Origin of the sequence: Chryseobacterium carnipullorum (genome assembly GCF_900142785.1) — a bacterium.
Lineage (GTDB): Bacteria > Bacteroidota > Bacteroidia > Flavobacteriales > Weeksellaceae > Chryseobacterium > Chryseobacterium carnipullorum.
The window spans coordinates 26,805-42,537 of record NZ_FRCD01000017.1 but is presented as its reverse complement, the minus strand read 5'-3'; the positions used below and the strand labels follow the sequence as shown (position 1 = coordinate 42,537).

General features: G+C 37.9%; 14 protein-coding genes. 8 read left to right on the top strand and 6 right to left on the bottom strand.

The genetic code is table 11. From position 1 onward, the window contains the following. Positions 1–50 precede the first annotated feature (50 nt). Positions 51–917 (top strand): lipoyl synthase, encoded by an 867-nt coding sequence (gene lipA, locus BUC06_RS18035; protein WP_073335397.1) that lies wholly within the window; start codon positions 51–53, stop codon positions 915–917. A gap of 599 nt (positions 918–1,516) precedes the next feature. On the opposite strand, the gene BUC06_RS18030 is transcribed toward lipA, so the two are convergent. After that, entirely contained in the window at positions 1,517–2,377 is an 861-nt protein-coding gene (locus tag BUC06_RS18030; protein WP_073335396.1) for an AraC family transcriptional regulator, read from the bottom strand. 195 nt (positions 2,378–2,572) lie between these two features. Here BUC06_RS18030 and BUC06_RS18025 point away from each other — a divergent pair, with 195 nt between their 5' ends. Then, positions 2,573–3,775 carry an MFS transporter gene (locus BUC06_RS18025; protein WP_185116985.1) on the top strand — a complete coding sequence of 401 codons (1,203 nt, stop codon included), beginning with the start codon at positions 2,573–2,575 and terminating at the stop codon, positions 3,773–3,775. Positions 3,776–3,938: 163 nt separating this feature from the next. Here the strand turns inward: BUC06_RS18025 and BUC06_RS18020 are convergent, their stop codons facing one another. Further along, positions 3,939–4,319, bottom strand: a complete 381-nt coding sequence (locus BUC06_RS18020; protein ID WP_073335395.1) for a SpoIIAA family protein — start codon at positions 4,317–4,319, stop codon at positions 3,939–3,941. Between the two features lie 117 nt (positions 4,320–4,436). Here BUC06_RS18020 and BUC06_RS18015 point away from each other — a divergent pair, with 117 nt between their 5' ends. After that, positions 4,437–5,642, top strand: a complete 1,206-nt coding sequence (locus tag BUC06_RS18015) for an NAD(P)/FAD-dependent oxidoreductase (RefSeq protein WP_073335394.1) — start codon at positions 4,437–4,439, stop codon at positions 5,640–5,642. A 75-nt stretch (positions 5,643–5,717) separates the two neighbouring features. Here BUC06_RS18015 and BUC06_RS18010 read toward each other — a convergent pair whose 3' ends face one another. The 3 genes from BUC06_RS18010 to BUC06_RS18000 all read right to left on the bottom strand — a co-directional run bounded on the left by BUC06_RS18010 (position 5,718) and on the right by BUC06_RS18000 (position 9,362). Then, a complete protein-coding gene (locus tag BUC06_RS18010; RefSeq protein ID WP_073335393.1) occupies positions 5,718–6,914 on the bottom strand; it encodes a vWA domain-containing protein in 1,197 nt (398 codons plus the stop codon). 17 nt (positions 6,915–6,931) lie between these two features. Further along, entirely contained in the window at positions 6,932–8,533 is a 1,602-nt protein-coding gene (locus BUC06_RS18005; RefSeq protein WP_073335392.1) for a DUF4139 domain-containing protein, read from the bottom strand. A gap of 154 nt (positions 8,534–8,687) precedes the next feature. Further along, positions 8,688–9,362, bottom strand: coding sequence for an SIMPL domain-containing protein (locus BUC06_RS18000; RefSeq protein ID WP_073335474.1), 675 nt, complete (start codon positions 9,360–9,362; stop codon positions 8,688–8,690). A gap of 366 nt (positions 9,363–9,728) precedes the next feature. Here BUC06_RS18000 and BUC06_RS17995 point away from each other — a divergent pair, with 366 nt between their 5' ends. From BUC06_RS17995 to BUC06_RS17980, 4 genes are all read left to right on the top strand, one after another. Further along, complete coding sequence (locus BUC06_RS17995; RefSeq protein ID WP_073335391.1) at positions 9,729–11,510, top strand: tetratricopeptide repeat-containing sensor histidine kinase; 1,782 nt, start codon at positions 9,729–9,731, stop codon at positions 11,508–11,510. A gap of 10 nt (positions 11,511–11,520) precedes the next feature. Continuing rightward, the gene (locus tag BUC06_RS17990; RefSeq protein WP_073335390.1) at positions 11,521–12,240 is read left to right on the top strand and encodes a PA3715 family protein; all 720 of its coding nucleotides are present in this window, start codon (positions 11,521–11,523) and stop codon (positions 12,238–12,240) included. Positions 12,241–12,298: 58 nt separating this feature from the next. Further along, entirely contained in the window at positions 12,299–13,033 is a 735-nt protein-coding gene (locus BUC06_RS17985) for a LytR/AlgR family response regulator transcription factor (protein WP_073335389.1), read from the top strand. 73 nt (positions 13,034–13,106) lie between these two features. Further along, the gene (locus BUC06_RS17980; protein ID WP_073335388.1) at positions 13,107–13,646 is read left to right on the top strand and encodes a lipocalin family protein; all 540 of its coding nucleotides are present in this window, start codon (positions 13,107–13,109) and stop codon (positions 13,644–13,646) included. Positions 13,647–13,860: 214 nt separating this feature from the next. Here BUC06_RS17980 and BUC06_RS17975 read toward each other — a convergent pair whose 3' ends face one another. Next, positions 13,861–14,334 carry a DUF7832 domain-containing protein gene (locus BUC06_RS17975; RefSeq protein WP_073335387.1) on the bottom strand — a complete coding sequence of 158 codons (474 nt, stop codon included), beginning with the start codon at positions 14,332–14,334 and terminating at the stop codon, positions 13,861–13,863. 117 nt (positions 14,335–14,451) lie between these two features. Between BUC06_RS17975 and BUC06_RS17970 the strand changes: the two genes are divergently transcribed. After that, complete coding sequence (locus tag BUC06_RS17970) at positions 14,452–15,702, top strand: CinA family nicotinamide mononucleotide deamidase-related protein (protein ID WP_073335386.1); 1,251 nt, start codon at positions 14,452–14,454, stop codon at positions 15,700–15,702. Positions 15,703–15,733: the final 31 nt, after the last annotated feature.

Genomic DNA, 15,733 nt, shown 5'->3' with positions numbered 1-15,733 from the left:
GTAGATGGTTTCCATTAAAAATTCCTTAACTTTGAACTTCAATTTTAGAAATGGAAAATTTAGTTCAAGATACTACCGTTCAAAAACCAAAGTGGATCCGTGTAAAACTTCCTACCGGAAAGAACTACAGGGAGCTGAGGACTTTGGTAGACAAATATAAATTAAATACCATATGCCAGAGCGGAAGCTGTCCGAATATGGGAGAATGCTGGGGAGAAGGAACGGCGACGTTCATGATCTTAGGAAATATCTGTACCAGAAGTTGCGGATTTTGCGGGGTAAAAACAGGAAAACCGCTTGATGTTAATTGGGATGAGCCTGAAAAAGTGGCCCGTTCTATCAAATTGATGAAGATCAAGCATGCTGTACTTACTTCTGTAGACCGTGATGACCTGAAAGATATGGGTTCTATCCTTTGGGGTGAAACGGTGAATGCTGTAAGAAGAATTTCTCCGGGAACAACAATGGAGACTCTTATTCCGGATTTCCAGGGACTTACCAAACATATTGACAGACTTGTGGAAGTCGCTCCTGAAGTGATCTCTCACAATATGGAAACCGTAAAACGTTTGACACGAGAAGTAAGAATCCAGGCTAAATATGAGCGTAGCTTGGAAGTATTGAGATACTTAAAAGAAGCAGGCCAGAGAAGAACAAAAACCGGAATGATGCTTGGTTTGGGTGAAACTAAAGATGAGGTTTTCCAAACGATTGAAGATATCAGAAATGCTAATGTTGATGTGATCACCCTTGGGCAGTATCTTCAGCCAACTAAAAAACATTTACCGGTGAAAAGATTCATTACACCGGAGGAGTTTGATGAGTTGGGTGACTTTGCAAGAAGCTTAGGTTTCAGACATGTGGAGAGCTCTCCACTAGTCAGAAGTTCTTACCACGCTGAAAAACATATTCACTAAAAATACAGCCGCTTCAGAAACGAAGCGGCTTTTTTTTGTTTAAAAATTTAAGGTATTAATAGATAGGGGCTTCAGAAGCCTCATTCACCACTAATTTTTTCAATATTAAAAGTCGCGAAAGTTTTATAACACTTTAGTTATTTTTAAGTTAAATACTTTGCAAATAGGAAGTGAATTTAAGTTTTTTGACAATCGAAGATTTTCGTAATGACAAAAATATGTCGGAGTTGAATTCCCCTCCCTTGGAGGGGTGGCAAAAATTCAAAGAATTTTTGACGGGGTGGTCCAGCACTTATCCATTCTGAAGCGGCTTTTTTATTTAAAAATTTGAAGGATTAATAAATGAAAAAGGATTTGGTAGTTTCAGTTCTCAATGGTTTTTTCAACCACAAAAGTCGCGAAAGTTTTATAACACTTTAGTTATTTTTAAGTTAAATACTTTGCAAATAGGAAGTGCATTTAAGTTTTTTGACAATCGAAGATTTTCGTGATGACAAGAATATGTCGGAGTTGAATTCCCCTCCCTTGGAGGGGTGGCAAAAATTCAAAGAATTTTTGACGGGGTAGTCCAGCACTCATCCATCATGCACCCAAAAAAACTACTTCCTCACCTCAATATTCCTCAGATACTTTTTCCTAAATTCCGAAGGCGTTTCACCCGTATGCTGCTTGAATAATTTATTAAAATAGGACAAGCTCTCGAAACCCACCTGAAAACAAACTTCCGTTACAGAGTAATCTTTCAGCAGAAATATTTTAGCCTGATTGATTCTGTAATTATTCACAAAATCGGTGAACGTCATATTCGTCTGTTTTTTAAAATAACGACAAAAAGCAGGTGTGCTTAAACTTACAATTTTTGCAATTTCGTTGACGTTGGGCTTTTTATCATAATTTTCATGAATATAATCATAGATGGTTCCCATTCTGATTTTATCGTTCAGAAACCACTTGATTCTTGTATCTTCTTTGTTCAGTTCTTTGACCTCATCGGAGGAAGCTAGAATTTGCAGAATTTCAATCAGTCCGATCAGAGAATCGAACGAACTTTTTTCCTTGATTTCATGAAGCTTTTCAACGACTTCTTTTTTGGTTTCTCCTGAGAATGAAAGCCCCAGGTAAGATCTTTCCAGAAGTCTTTTAATATTTTCAAATTCCGGAACGGGCAAAATAATATCCTGGAGAAAATTTTCTCTCATCTGCAGAACCATCTGTCTGCATTCTGTCTGAATGCCGTAATCAAAATTCAGATGAGGAACATTGGAACCAATCAGGACCAAATCACTCTCTGTAAAACCTGAAATATCCCTTCCGACGTGACGAATTCCATTAATGGCTTCTACATACACCAATTCTATTTCAGGATGATGATGCCAGAAAAAGCAGTTCTTTAAAGACGGTGAAAAAAGTTTAAAAGATTTGCCGTTTTCAAATTCTATAACCTCTTTCTGGATTTTCATCTTGTTCTCATTTGATTGTTTCTGATTTTAAAATTACACAAAAAGGTTAATATGGAGCAAATTTTTATCATTTCAAGAGAAGTAAAAACCAATATTTCTAGCGATTTTTGCACTTTCAAATTGATAATGGACAACCATTTTTAATGTTGGAAAAAATCGTTTAAAATTAAATTCGAAAAAAGAAGTTTACTCACAATGAAGATTGATAAAAGAATTATACCGCTGGCCATAGGTGGACTGGGAATCGGAACTACGGAATTTACCGTTATGGGACTCCTTCCTGATATTGCCAATACCCTAAAGATTACCATTCCTGAAGCAGGACACCTGATTTCGGCTTACGCAATGGGAGTCGTGATCGGAGCTCCCATTCTGATCGGATATTCTGTGAAATTTCCGCCTAAAAAAGTCTTGATGGTTTTAATGATCCTCTTCACTGTTTTCAACGGGCTTTCTGCAGTGGCTCCCGATTATACCAGTATGCTCATCATCAGATTCATGTCCGGACTTCCTCACGGAGCATTTTTCGGAGTAGGAACGGTAGTGGCATCCCGGATGGCAGGAAAAGGGAAGGAAGCATTTTATATATCCTTAATGTTTACTGGACTTACGGTCGCCAATCTGGTCATGGTTCCGCTTGTAACTTACATCGGACACGCTTATCATTGGAAACTCTATTTTGCAATTGTAGCATTGATCGGCCTTTTCGCCATATTGTTTTTGAAATTGTGGCTTCCTGCGATAGAAACGAATCAGGATACCCACTTCCTCGAAGAACTGAAATTTCTAAAAAAGAAGCAGTCGTGGCTGGTTCTGGGAATTACAGCCATTGGATTTGGTGGACTTTTCACATGGTTTAGTTACATCACTCCTTTAATGACAATCGTTGCCGGAATCCAAAGCAACCAGATGGCTTACGTGATGGTGCTGGCGGGTGCGGGAATGGTTGTTGGAAATCTTGCCGGAGGATTTATTTCCGATAGGCTAGGACCCGAAAAGACATGTGCATTATTGATTTTTCTGATGATGATCTCCCTTGGAGGAGTATTTCTGTTTGCAGAACATCAGAATATAGCCCTTATTCTGACATTTGTTTGTGGAGCATTGTCCATGTCTGTGGCGGCACCTATTAATATCATGATGATGAAGGCAGCTCCAAAAAGTGAAATGATGGCTGCGGCATTTATGCAGGCTGCTTTTAATATTGCCAATGCAATGGGAGCATTTTTAGGCGGAATTCCTTTAGAATACGGATATTCATTCAAGTATCCTTCATTAGTGGGCGTTGGAATGACCTTCATTGGTCTGGCAATAAGCTTAAGATACAGATATCTGTATGGAAGAGAAACTCCTTCTGACAATGACACAACTGTGGAATGCGTGCCCTGTGATAAATAAAAAACAGGAAAGCAGTAAGGTGAATCGAATCAATTGACGATTTCTGCTTTGTTTTCTGAACTAAATTATCTGATGAATTAAAGCATCAATAATATAAATGAGACCCAGAAAAAAGACTTTGTTCAAGTAGATGAACAAAGTCTTTTTTGATGATGAATTACGTTTACACCTCTACTTCATCTCCATTTTTACACCAATACAGTGCGTTGTATAAATTCTCTTTAGGGAAAGATTTAAACTCTCCCGGCATCAGAACACTGAAAATATCGGTAAAGTTCTGTACAGCTTCTTTGTCTGTAACAATGGCCGCGCGATTCCACTTGGAAAGATTTTTTAGTCCTAAAAGAGCATCTTGAAGCCATGCTCCCATTGTAAATTTATCCAGATCCGTGTCCAAGTATAAAAGGTAATTCAACTCTCCGAATTCGTCTACTTTCTCTTTTACATGAGGAATGACAAGGTTTTCAAAATCTTCTCTCGTTATTTCTCCCGTTGCATTAAATGCGGCAACATTTTCCGGAGCTTCTGGAATAATCGTTATCATAGTAAATTATTTTAATGTGGTTGGATTTTAAAACTGGGTACAATAATTGCACCATAAACTGATAATAAATAGTTAAAATACTTATAAGTGTTATTTTTTTAAATATAATATTCAATTATGGATCTAAAATCAAACGAACCTTTCTGGCTCATAAAGAATGGACTTATAGAGTCTTATCCGTCACTGAAATCAAATGAAGAATGTGATGTTTTAATTATCGGCGGAGGTATCACCGGAAGTCTTATCGCCCAGCAAATGATAAAAGACGGTTATAAAACAATCCTGATTGATCGACGTGAAATCTGTAATGGGAGTACTTCAGCTACCACTTCGATGCTGCAATACGAAATTGATGTTCCCCTTTATGAACTGATTGAAAAGATCGGGGAGAAAGGAGCGGTCGAAAGTTATAAAGCCTGCTCTGATGCAATAGATACTCTTGAAATGCTTTCTAAACTGATTAGATCTGACGCAGGGTTTAAACGAAAAAAGTCATTGTATTTCGCGGCAAAAAAGAAAGATGTAAAGTGGCTCAAGGAAGAATACAAGGCAAGGAAAAAGGCTGGATTTAATGTGAAATGGCTGGAAGCAGAACAAATTCTAGATCAGTTTGGGTTTGAAAATACCCATGGCGGTATTCTGTCTAAACAGGGAGCCAGTATCGATGCTTTTAAGTTTGCTCATGAGCTGTTTACCCATAATGAAAAAAAAGGATTAAAAATATTCGATAAAACTGAAATGAAAAAGGTAGAATATCATAAAGGTTTTAATCTGGTGACAGTAGACAGCGGTTATCAGATCAAAACGAAAAAGATCATCTACTGTATCGGTTATGAGAGCAAAAATCTGATCAAAGAAGACTTCGTAGATTTAAAAAGTACCTTCGCCATTGTATCAGAAATTGATGACGATAAATTTAAAAATATAAGCAGCACACTGGTTTGGAATACCGATGAACCCTACATCTATATGCGGACAACAGATGACGGAAGGCTTCTCATCGGTGGCGGTGATGAAGATTTTAATGATGCTCAAAAACGGGATGCTCTTCTCGATAAAAAAGAGAAAGAGATCCTGAAAAATCTAAAGAAAATAAAACCGGATTATCAGTTTTATACAGATTTTGTATGGGCCGGAACTTTCGGAGAAACTAAAGACGGGTTACCCTATATCGGAGAGCATAAAAAGTTTAAAAATTCTTATTTTGTCCTTGGTTTTGGAGGAAATGGAATTACTTTTTCTGTAACCGGAATGGAAATGGCTTCCCAGTTTATGAAAAATAAAAAACATTTGCTTTCTGAATATTTTAAGTTTGGAAGATAAAAACCTGATGGCTTCTAAGCCACCGGCACAGGAATAAATTAAAGAAAAATGGTGGCTGAAAAGCCACCATTACTGTTATTTAGAAGTATATCCGCTCATTTTTGCCCGCTCCAAAATTGATTTCTCAATCGCTTTTCCAAGATCGTCGGAATCCGGATTTCCCCGTTTTTTCATTTCGGTATCAATATATTCCTGACGTTTTCTGGAAAGTTCTTCAATCTCCTTCTGAATCTTTCCACGTTCTGCAGATTTTCCGGCCACCGCTTTTATAATGTCTTCCTTACTTTTACCCTTTAGTTCAGCCGGAAGTGCATCATCTTTTACGGTGGCAATAAATCCGGCATCCTTTTCAGCTTTGTCTACCAAATCCCAGTGATCATTTTTATAAGCGTTTTTCTTAGACTTCGCAACCGTTCTTTCTACATAGTTGGAAACCGATTGTACTTCCGCATTTCTGTCCTGTGCAGCCTGTTTTTGTTTATATTCAGAGCCGTGACTTCCATAATAGAGGTAGGTGTCGTTCAGTTTTGTATTACATTCTGAGATTCTCACATCGTAAGGCGTTTCAATGTAAACGACTTTCCTGTCACTGTCGATATTGAAATATTTTCCGCCACCAACTACAGCTCCGTTTTGCCAGAATGTTTGGGTTCCTTCCTCTCTGCTTCCACAGAAAATGGTATTGGTGTAAATATTTTTGCTTTTCGCTTTGGAGATCACTTCTTTGTAATTCACTCTCCCCTGATCAAATGGTTCATTGCCGGCAATGTAGATTAGTTTCATGCTCTTTTCGTTGCCGTCCCAATTCAGATTCATCGAGGCGTCGCGGATTACGGCACCACAGTATTCACTTCCGCCATTGGTTCTCAGAGCAAATAATTTCTCAGAAACCAGATCCAGATCCTGCGTAAGAGGAGTGACCTGACGAATATAGTTATCATCACGGATGCCGTCATTTCCATATTCATAAAGGGCAATTTCAATCTGTGGAGCCTGTCCGTTGTACTTCAATGTAGTTAAAGTATTCACGATATTCCAAAGCCTTGATTTGGCCTGATCAATCAATCCGTCCATACTGTTGGAGGTATCCAGCAGAAGCGCAACCTGAATTTTGTTGTCCTTTGCTGGTGTGGATCGCTCTGTAACAGAAGCATTCTGTACCACTGCAGCGCGGTCTTTTGTATGGCTGCCTGAGCAGCGGATGTCTGAAAAACTGCCTGAGCTCAAAAAAGCGGTAACAGCGGTCAATGCTAAGATTTTTAAAGTTGTCATATTATTTTTTTTATTGGTTATCTGCTGTAATATTGAATCTGCATCTCTTTCGGGTACTTCACTTCATAAGAGAAATTGATTTTATCCGAACCTCCGCTGCTGATGTTTCTGTTCCAAAGGATACTTCCCGTTTTGTCATCAAGACTTCCGTTTCCGATCTCTAATGCTTTTACCAGGATTTTTGAATTTTCACTGATTGGAAGCTGATCAAGAATTTCCAGTTCGATGCTTTCTTTCGTATTATTTCTGATGCTGATCTGGTAAGATTCCGTTTCCCATTTATTGCTGTTGAAGTTTTTCTGAGAAGTTTTATCTTCCAGTTTGATCCTTTTTACTGTGATTCTTTCGTCCACACCCAGAGAAATAGGGAATTCATCTTTCACGTAATTGCTGGCGATGTTTGTTTTTCCAATATAATTATCATCAAAATAAATATTGGCTTCTCCGGAGATCAGGTTAAGATTCTGCCAGTTTTTAATAAAGGCCATCAGGAATACCTGATTGTTCAGTTTTGGAACGGTGTGGTACTTGTACGATGCATCAATCTGTTTTTTATCAAGGATCACATACTGTTCTTTTTCCTGGCTTAAGATCGTTTGGTTATAATTAAGCTCATACATTACATTCATCTGATTATCCGAAACGGTGGCCACAGGGATTTGACTTGGCTGAGCAGCAACCTCATCTCTCATCTGATAGGAATTCACTTCTTTTGCTGCAGCTTTAAGCTTGTAGCCTGCAGTTTCAGCCTGAGCATTATAAGCAGTATATTCAGCGACATAAAGTGGAGATAAAATAGGTCGGTCCTGGTTATAAGAAGGTCTGTAGGTAGAAACAAACAGTTTTATATTGTTCCAGTCCTGTCCGGTTTTTTGATAGATCTTTCCTTTATAAACCATTTCAAGAGGTTTCTTAACCGATTCTGCACGAAGATCATAAGAAGGAACCCAGCCTGCATCAGAAACGATATAGCTTACTCCTAAATTCAGACTCGTTTCATTGTCTGCAAGAATTTCCAGAAGAAGCTCTTTCCTGTTGGTGTTTTTGTGGGTCTGCTCTTCTGCAAACTGATGATTTATTTTAGCAATACCTTCGTCCAAAACTGTTTTCTGTTCGTTCAAAACAAAAACCTGATTGTCGATTTCCAGCATTCTCTTTCTGTAAAACTCGGTCAGTCTGATCAGTTGTTCCTGCGGAGTGGATTTGTCGTTGGTAGAGACCTTTAAATTGTCATTAATGATATTCTGTTCACCCGTCAGGTTCTTGATCTGGATATTCAGTAAATTAACCTGTCTCTGTAATTTTTTCCTCTCGCTATCCAGTTTTTTCTCTCCGTCAGACAAATCCTCATTTTTCAAAAAATGGCTTTGTGGAGTAATGGAAAGAAGCGTTGTATTTTTTTCAAGATTGATCCTGTAGGTATTTTCGTCCAGATTGTTGGGAAGGTTGACGATTCTCACACTGTTTCTTCCTTTCTGCAGATTGACGGTAGTGCTTCCAAACACTTTTGCCCCCTGAAGGAATACAGTCGCCTGTTTTACATCGATTTCTTTTTTTATTTCCTGTGCTCTTAAAAATGAAGCAGAGAATACGATGAGTAATATTAAATAGCGTTTCATAGTATATTATTTTAAATTCCTGAAGTAAAATTATCGGTATTTAAGACTGAAAACCGGGAGACTTGGTGAAACATGACTTTCACTTGGTGAGTTTTTAAATCAACTTTAAAAAAGAAAAACAGCCCTTTCGGACTGTCTCTTAAATCTGTTACTTCTAAAGGATTTCGTATCTGGTTTTGATGCTGTATTTCAGTTTGATATTCTCAATATTATCGAAAGAAAAATCTACTGTAGCGTCGGCGGCTTCCAGCTGCATATTTCTGACACTGCTTTTGTAGTCTACAGGAAGAACCATATCACTGGTGTAGTCTTCAATTTCCACGATCTCAATAGCAGCTCCGGTTTTTTTACCCATACTTTCCAACAGATAATCTGCCTTTTCTTTGGCTGCCTTTAAAGCATTGATTTTAACGGTTTTCTTAAAGTCTGCAATTTTGGTATTCTTCACTTCCGCAACATTCAGATTGCTTACCCATTTCTGGTTCAGATCTTCAAATATTTTGCTGATATTTGATTTTGTACTCGCCTTGAACTGATAGCTTTTCGTGAATTTTCCATTTTTAGCATAGATATTCTGGTACATGGATTTAAATTTAATATCCTCGTTCTTCACGCTGGCATTCTTTAGCGTTTCAAACAGTTTCTTTTCATTATCCGCCAGATCGTTTTTGTTATCCGCTTTGATGCCGATACTGAAGATGATCTCATCCGGTTCCACTTCCATTTCTGCAATCCCTGTTACTTCAATAGCATTTTTCTTTACCTCCTGTGCATTCACAAAACTTCCCAGGGTAAAGATTCCGATCAATAAAAAATGTCTTAATTTCATAATTTCTTGTTTTAAATTCTGAAGTAAAATTACTGCGATCTGAAACCCGAAATTGCGAGACTTGGTGAATGGAGGTTTTGACTTGGTGGATGGCAAAAAAAAAGATAATTCCTTTCGGAGTCGTCTTTTAAAAGTTTTTTTGTAGTATGATTTGAATGATGATAAAAATTTTTAAGTTTTAAAGAACACTGTTGGATCATATAATAATGAACCCGATAACAGAGTCTGTTGCTTAATTGTTACCACTGGAAAATTGAATGATCAGCTTATTCATCAGCTAACTTGGTGAAACAGAGTTTTGACTTGGTAAAGAATAGAAAACGATACCTAAAGTTTTACTTACTTTGCAGTAAAGATTTGAAATCCGTGAAATTAGTTTTTAAAATACTATTGATCTCTGTTCTTGCTGCCGGAAACTTCTGTACAGCACAGGATTCCACGCGGGTTACCCAAGCCTATAAATCTGCGGCTAAGCTTAAAAAAGCAGTAGACAATAATGATAATAAGGGCGTAGCCGACTCTTACGTAGGGATTGCCAGCGGTTATTACAATCAGGGAAATTATGCTAAAAGCGAAGAGTTTTTAGTTAAAGCCAGAAACATTTACAAAAACCTCAACGATAAAAAGAATCTGGAAGCTGTCACCCGGAAAATTGCCCAATCCCAAGAGAAGCAGAATAAGATAACACCGGCTATCAGCAATTACAGCATGGCCGCTGAAATGGGCTACACTGAAAAAAGCAGGGCGGTGAATACTAATGATGCTGCAAGGCTTTCTTCTCCTACATCGGAGCAGAAGGTAGAGGCCATTCAGGATAACATCAATATAGGTCTGAAAGAAAAGGATAAAGGGGATCTCGCGGCGAGCTACAGCCAGATGGCCGATGTGAATATTCAGCAGAAAGACATTCCCAAAGCAGAAGAAAATTTGAATAATGCTTATAAAGTTTCCAAAAAAGCAGCCCCTCAGCAGGCTTTGGAAATCAACCAGAAGCTGACCAATTTTTATGTTGAAAACAGAAATTTTGAAAAAGCCATTGAAGCTAAAAAGAAAGTTCTGAAAGAAGATTTTGTCAAAGAGAATTCGCAGGAAAAAGTTAATCAGATTCAGGAGCTGGCAGATATTTATATTAAAAAAAATGATCCAAAAGAAGCGGCCACTTTATTAGAGAATGCCTACAAAATCGCTTTGGAAAAAGGACATACACTGGAAGCGCAGAAAAGTGTAAAAAGACTGGACAGTCTTTATGATAGAGCAGGTAATACAGATGCCTCAGTTTCGCTGTACAGAGATTTTCTGGGGAAACTTCCTGACCTTGTATCTAAAGACAGAAGTCTGGTAGACAATAAGATACTGGAAGATACCGAACAAAGGATTTCTCAGCTTGAAAAGGAAAAAGAACTGAAAGATGCACTTATCCATAAGAAAAATGTATTCAATTACAGTCTTATTGCGGTGCTGATTCTCCTTACCGGTCTGGTTATCTTTATTTTCAGAATGCTGAAAAAAGTTCAGATTAAAAATAAAAAAATCGCACTGCAGTCGCTACGCCGCGAAATGAATCCTCACTTTATCTTTAACAGCTTGAATAGCGTCAATCACTTTATTGCGACGAATAACGAGCTGGAAGCCAATCAGTATCTGACGAAGTTCTCAAAGCTGATGCGTGGCGTTATGGAGAACTCTGCCGAAGATTTCATCCCTTTCCAGCAGGAACTGGATCTGCTTCAGAATTATCTTGCCTTAGAAAAAACACGTTTTGCAGATAAATTCGATTACGAAATTGAAGTAGATGAAAATCTCAATTTGCATAGCCTGAAAATTCCCGGTATGCTTGTTCAGCCTTTCCTTGAAAATGCAGTCTGGCACGGATTGCGTTACAGAAGTGATAAAGGATTTTTGAAACTGAGTTTTGAAAAAGAAGACCAACTCTTAAAGATCACGATCGAAGATAACGGAATTGGGATTGAAGAAAGCAAAAAACAGAAAACCCAGCACCAGAAGAGCAGGGAAGGTCGCGGAATGAAAAATACCCTGGAAAGGATTAAGCTGCTGAATGACCTCTATAAAAAAGAGATTCATTGTGTCATTATTGATAAGGAAAACAGTAATGGGGTGCTCGTGAATATTAAAATAAAACTAGGGTAAAGAACAAAAGATGAAGAAACATATATTAATCGGAATATTGATGTGCTCATGGGCAGGAATATTACACGCACAGGAAATCAATCTGGCCCGTTTTGAGAATATAGTGAAGAGCTTAAAGCTTGATAAAACAAGGATCAAAGGAGAATTCTGTATCGAAAAGAAAATGCCGAACGCAGAAGATTCCTATATCGCTGTTTTCCCCATTCTTCAGGGAAAAGAAGAAGAAGATTTTTTCGTGGTCCGTAATTATATTGTCATTACAGATGAAAACGGAGCCATCAAAAACCAGTATGTCGATCCTGTGGAAATTACTTCAGATGCTATTATGCTGAGAAGTATAGCAATCGATACCGGATTGTATACCATCAGCAATGGAATTCGCGCCTTTGGTGTAAAAGTGAGCGTTCAAAATGGTAGCCAGCCCAATCCCTATTCCTCAGAAACGATCTCCCTGTATTATCCGGCGGGAAAAACACTAAAAAAAGTGTTGAATGAATTTGAATTAAGCAATTACAGTGCAGAATGGGATACCAGATGCACAGGCGAAGCTGATGATAACCATTCTGTCATTATGATGGATAAAACAAAAACCAATAATTTCACGGATCTAAAAATCAAAACTATTTCTACTGCTAAAAATAGCAAGGAGGTCAATGGAGATTGTAAGGAAAATGAAACCTCAAAAACTTCCTACCGAATCTTAAAATTTAAAAACGGAAAATACCATTAACCGATTGACTCACCCAATACCTGCTCCTTTTTATCTGCAACCTCTAACCTGAAAAAAAATGAAAATAAAATCCGTAATCGTAGACGATGAGATTATTGCAAGAGAAGTTCTGAGAAACTACCTTACAAAATACTGTCCGCAGGTAGAAATCCTGGGCGAGGCTGAAAATATTAAAGAAGCCGTTCCGCTGATTGCCGAAAAGCAACCTCAGCTGGTTTTTCTGGATGTAGAAATGCCATTTGGAAATGCCTTTGATGTATTAGAAGCTACTAAAGAATTTTCTTACGAAACGATTTTTATCACCGCATTTTCACAATATTCGCTCCAGGCACTCAATAAATCCGCCAGTTATTATATTTTAAAACCAATTGATATTCAGGAGCTTATTTTGGCAGTGAATAAAGTAGCAGAGAGCCTTGAAAGTAAAGAAGAACTCAATAGAAATAAAATTCTCCTTGAAAATTTAAAATTAAAACCTGAAAAACAACAGCTGATCCTTCCTACACTGCAGGGATTCGATGTTGTAAAAACAGAAGATATCCTGAGGCTCCAGGCAGACGGAAACTTTACACAGGTTTGCCTCACCGACGGTTCAAAAAAGATGGTCTGCCGTTTCCTGAAACATTTTGATGACCTTCTGGAAAATCCATTTGTCAGAGTTCATCGTTCCCATATCATCAACACCAGATTTGTAAAATCCTATCATAAAAGTGGGACCATAATGCTTTCTGACAATACGGAAATTGAGGTCTCCGGTAGTTTCAAAGATCAATTCCTAAAGGTTTTTTCTTAGAATTTATTCTTTTTAAAAGCTTAAAGGCACTGTTTTTGAAGTTTTCATGGCAATCATTCAAATATATCCAACTATGAAAACGTTTAAGAAAATTGCTATTCCAGTAGCTTTAGGTGTTTTAGGCCTTATTGTTTACAGTTCATGTTCTACAGGAATTCCAAAAGGAGCAGCAGCTGTTACTAATTTTAACGCTAAGAAATATCTCGGAAAATGGTATGAAATTGCCCGTTTTGATTATAGATTCGAAAAAAATATGGACAATGTCACTGCCGAATATTCGGAGAACCCTGATGGTTCCATTCGCGTAGACAATAAAGGCTATGATTATATAAAAAAAGAGCACAAAGAATCGATCGGAGAAGCCCGATTCGTAAATGACAAAACGGAAGCCCGTCTTAAAGTTTCATTTTTCAAACCCATCTGGGCCGGCTATAATGTTATTGATATCGACGAAGATTATCAGTATGCATTAGTTGCAGGAAGCAGCTTGAAATACTTATGGATCTTGTCAAGAACACCCTCTATTCCGGATAGTATTAAGCAACGTTTTATTGAAAAAGCAAAAAAAATCGGCTATAATACCGATGAGCTGATCTGGGTGAAACATAATTAGGCCTTGACAGAGTCAGGAATCAAGATTCTTGATGAAAGATATCAGATATTAGACGTCAGATATTAGATATCAGATGTCAGACATAACAGTATTACTGGTGGCTGAGGTACCCGAAGCCACCAGATATTTTTCTGATTCAATATTTCAATATCAGGCTTCAGACTATTTAAATGGTTTTTTAGTTACTGCCAAGCAGCAACTTTTTTTCACACACTCAAATCCCTGCAAACTCTTTCCACTCTTCAAAACGCTGATCGATAAGCGGTTTTATGAGATCATAGTTTTCATAGGTATCTTCTACATGGTAGAAAGATTCGTATTCAAAATCATTTTCTTCTGCTTTTCTGTCAAAAGTTTCTGAGTAATCATCTGCAAAAGAACTGAATTTCTTCCCAAATGCTGTATCATCATTATAGTAAGCCTTCGCAAAACCATTGCCCTGAGTATTGAGATCATACTCGCTCAACTTTTCATCGCATACATCAATCAGGAATTCGCCTCCTGTCATTTCCCGTCTTTTCACCCTTTGGATCTCATCTGTAGAATCTTCCGCCAATTCTTCAGACATCAGATCGTTGTTGATACACCAAGCCAGAAACATTCCGATATGGGTCGCTGCATTTTCATCAGGTAAATTTTCCGGATATTCTCCGCCATAGTGCCAGGAAGCATCATCATATTTTGCCATCGCCGAATAATTATAGTTTTAAACAGTATCAGCCAAAGATAGAAAAAATCATTTTATGTTGTCGCAGCCATAGATTTTCCCGTCATTTGCAGGAGATTTTCTTTCAAGAATTTATATATGGAAAAAGCAGTTCTGATTACTATCGGTGACGAAATCCTTTCCGGAAACACCGTTGATACCAATTCTAATTTTATTGCCACTGAACTTAAAAATATAGGCATACAGGTTATACAGATTTTCACAATTTCAGATGAAATCGGGACCATTAAAAAAACTTTAAAGGCTGCTTTTGAGATAGGTGACCTGATCATCACCACTGGTGGCTTAGGGCCGACACGCGATGATAAAACCAAAAAAGCACTGGCCGAATATTTCAATGATGAAATTGCGCTCGATGAGGTGACCTTCAACCACCTTAAAAAATACATGGAAAGACGGGGCCGTACTGATATCCTTGAAAGAAACAGAGAGCAGGCCTTCGTTCCTACGAAATCTGTAGTTTTTCAAAATCATTTCGGGACTGCACCGTGCATGATGATGGAGCAGGACGGGAAATTATGTTTCAGCCTTCCCGGTGTTCCTTATGAAGTAAAACCACTGATCAGAGACCAGATTGTTCCGTATTTAAAAGAAAAATTCAACCTTTATTATATCTATACAAGAATTGTTTCTGTAGTGGGAATTCCAGAGAGTATTCTCGCAGATACCATTGAAGACTGGGAACTTGCACTTCCTGAAAACCTTTCATTGTCCTATCTTCCGGTAGGAACACGCGTAAAGCTCAGACTCACTGCCTCCGGAGATGATGAGTCTGCCCTGAAAAAGCAGGCTGAAGAGGAGATTCAAAAACTTCTTCCTTTGGTAAAAGACCATGTCATTGCAGTCACTGAAGATAAAATAGAGAAAATCCTTGCAGAAATTCTTATGGAAAGAAATCTGACCATTTCAACTGCAGAAAGCTGTACAGGCGGTGAGTTGGCAAAAATGATTACCTCCACTGCCGGAAGTTCAAAATATTTTATTGCAGGTATTATACCGTATGCCACAGAAAAGAAAATAGAGATTTTAAAAGTTTCTCAAGAGACCGTAGACGAGTTTACCGTAGTCAGTGAACAGGTGGCCAGCGAAATGGCAAAAGGTTGTCAGAGATTATTTGATACCGATATTTCCATCTCTACAACAGGCGTGGCAGGTCCCGGAAAGGGAGAAGATGGCAATGAGGTAGGAACTGTTTTCTACAGCATACGCATCAAAGACCAGCAAGTGACTTCAAAATTGTATATGCCACATTTAGACAGACTTGATTTCATGAATTTTGTTTCACAGAAAATTATTCAGGATTTGGTAGGGCTTCTTATCAATAGATAACAACCAGGTATTTTTTAATTTTATTTTAATT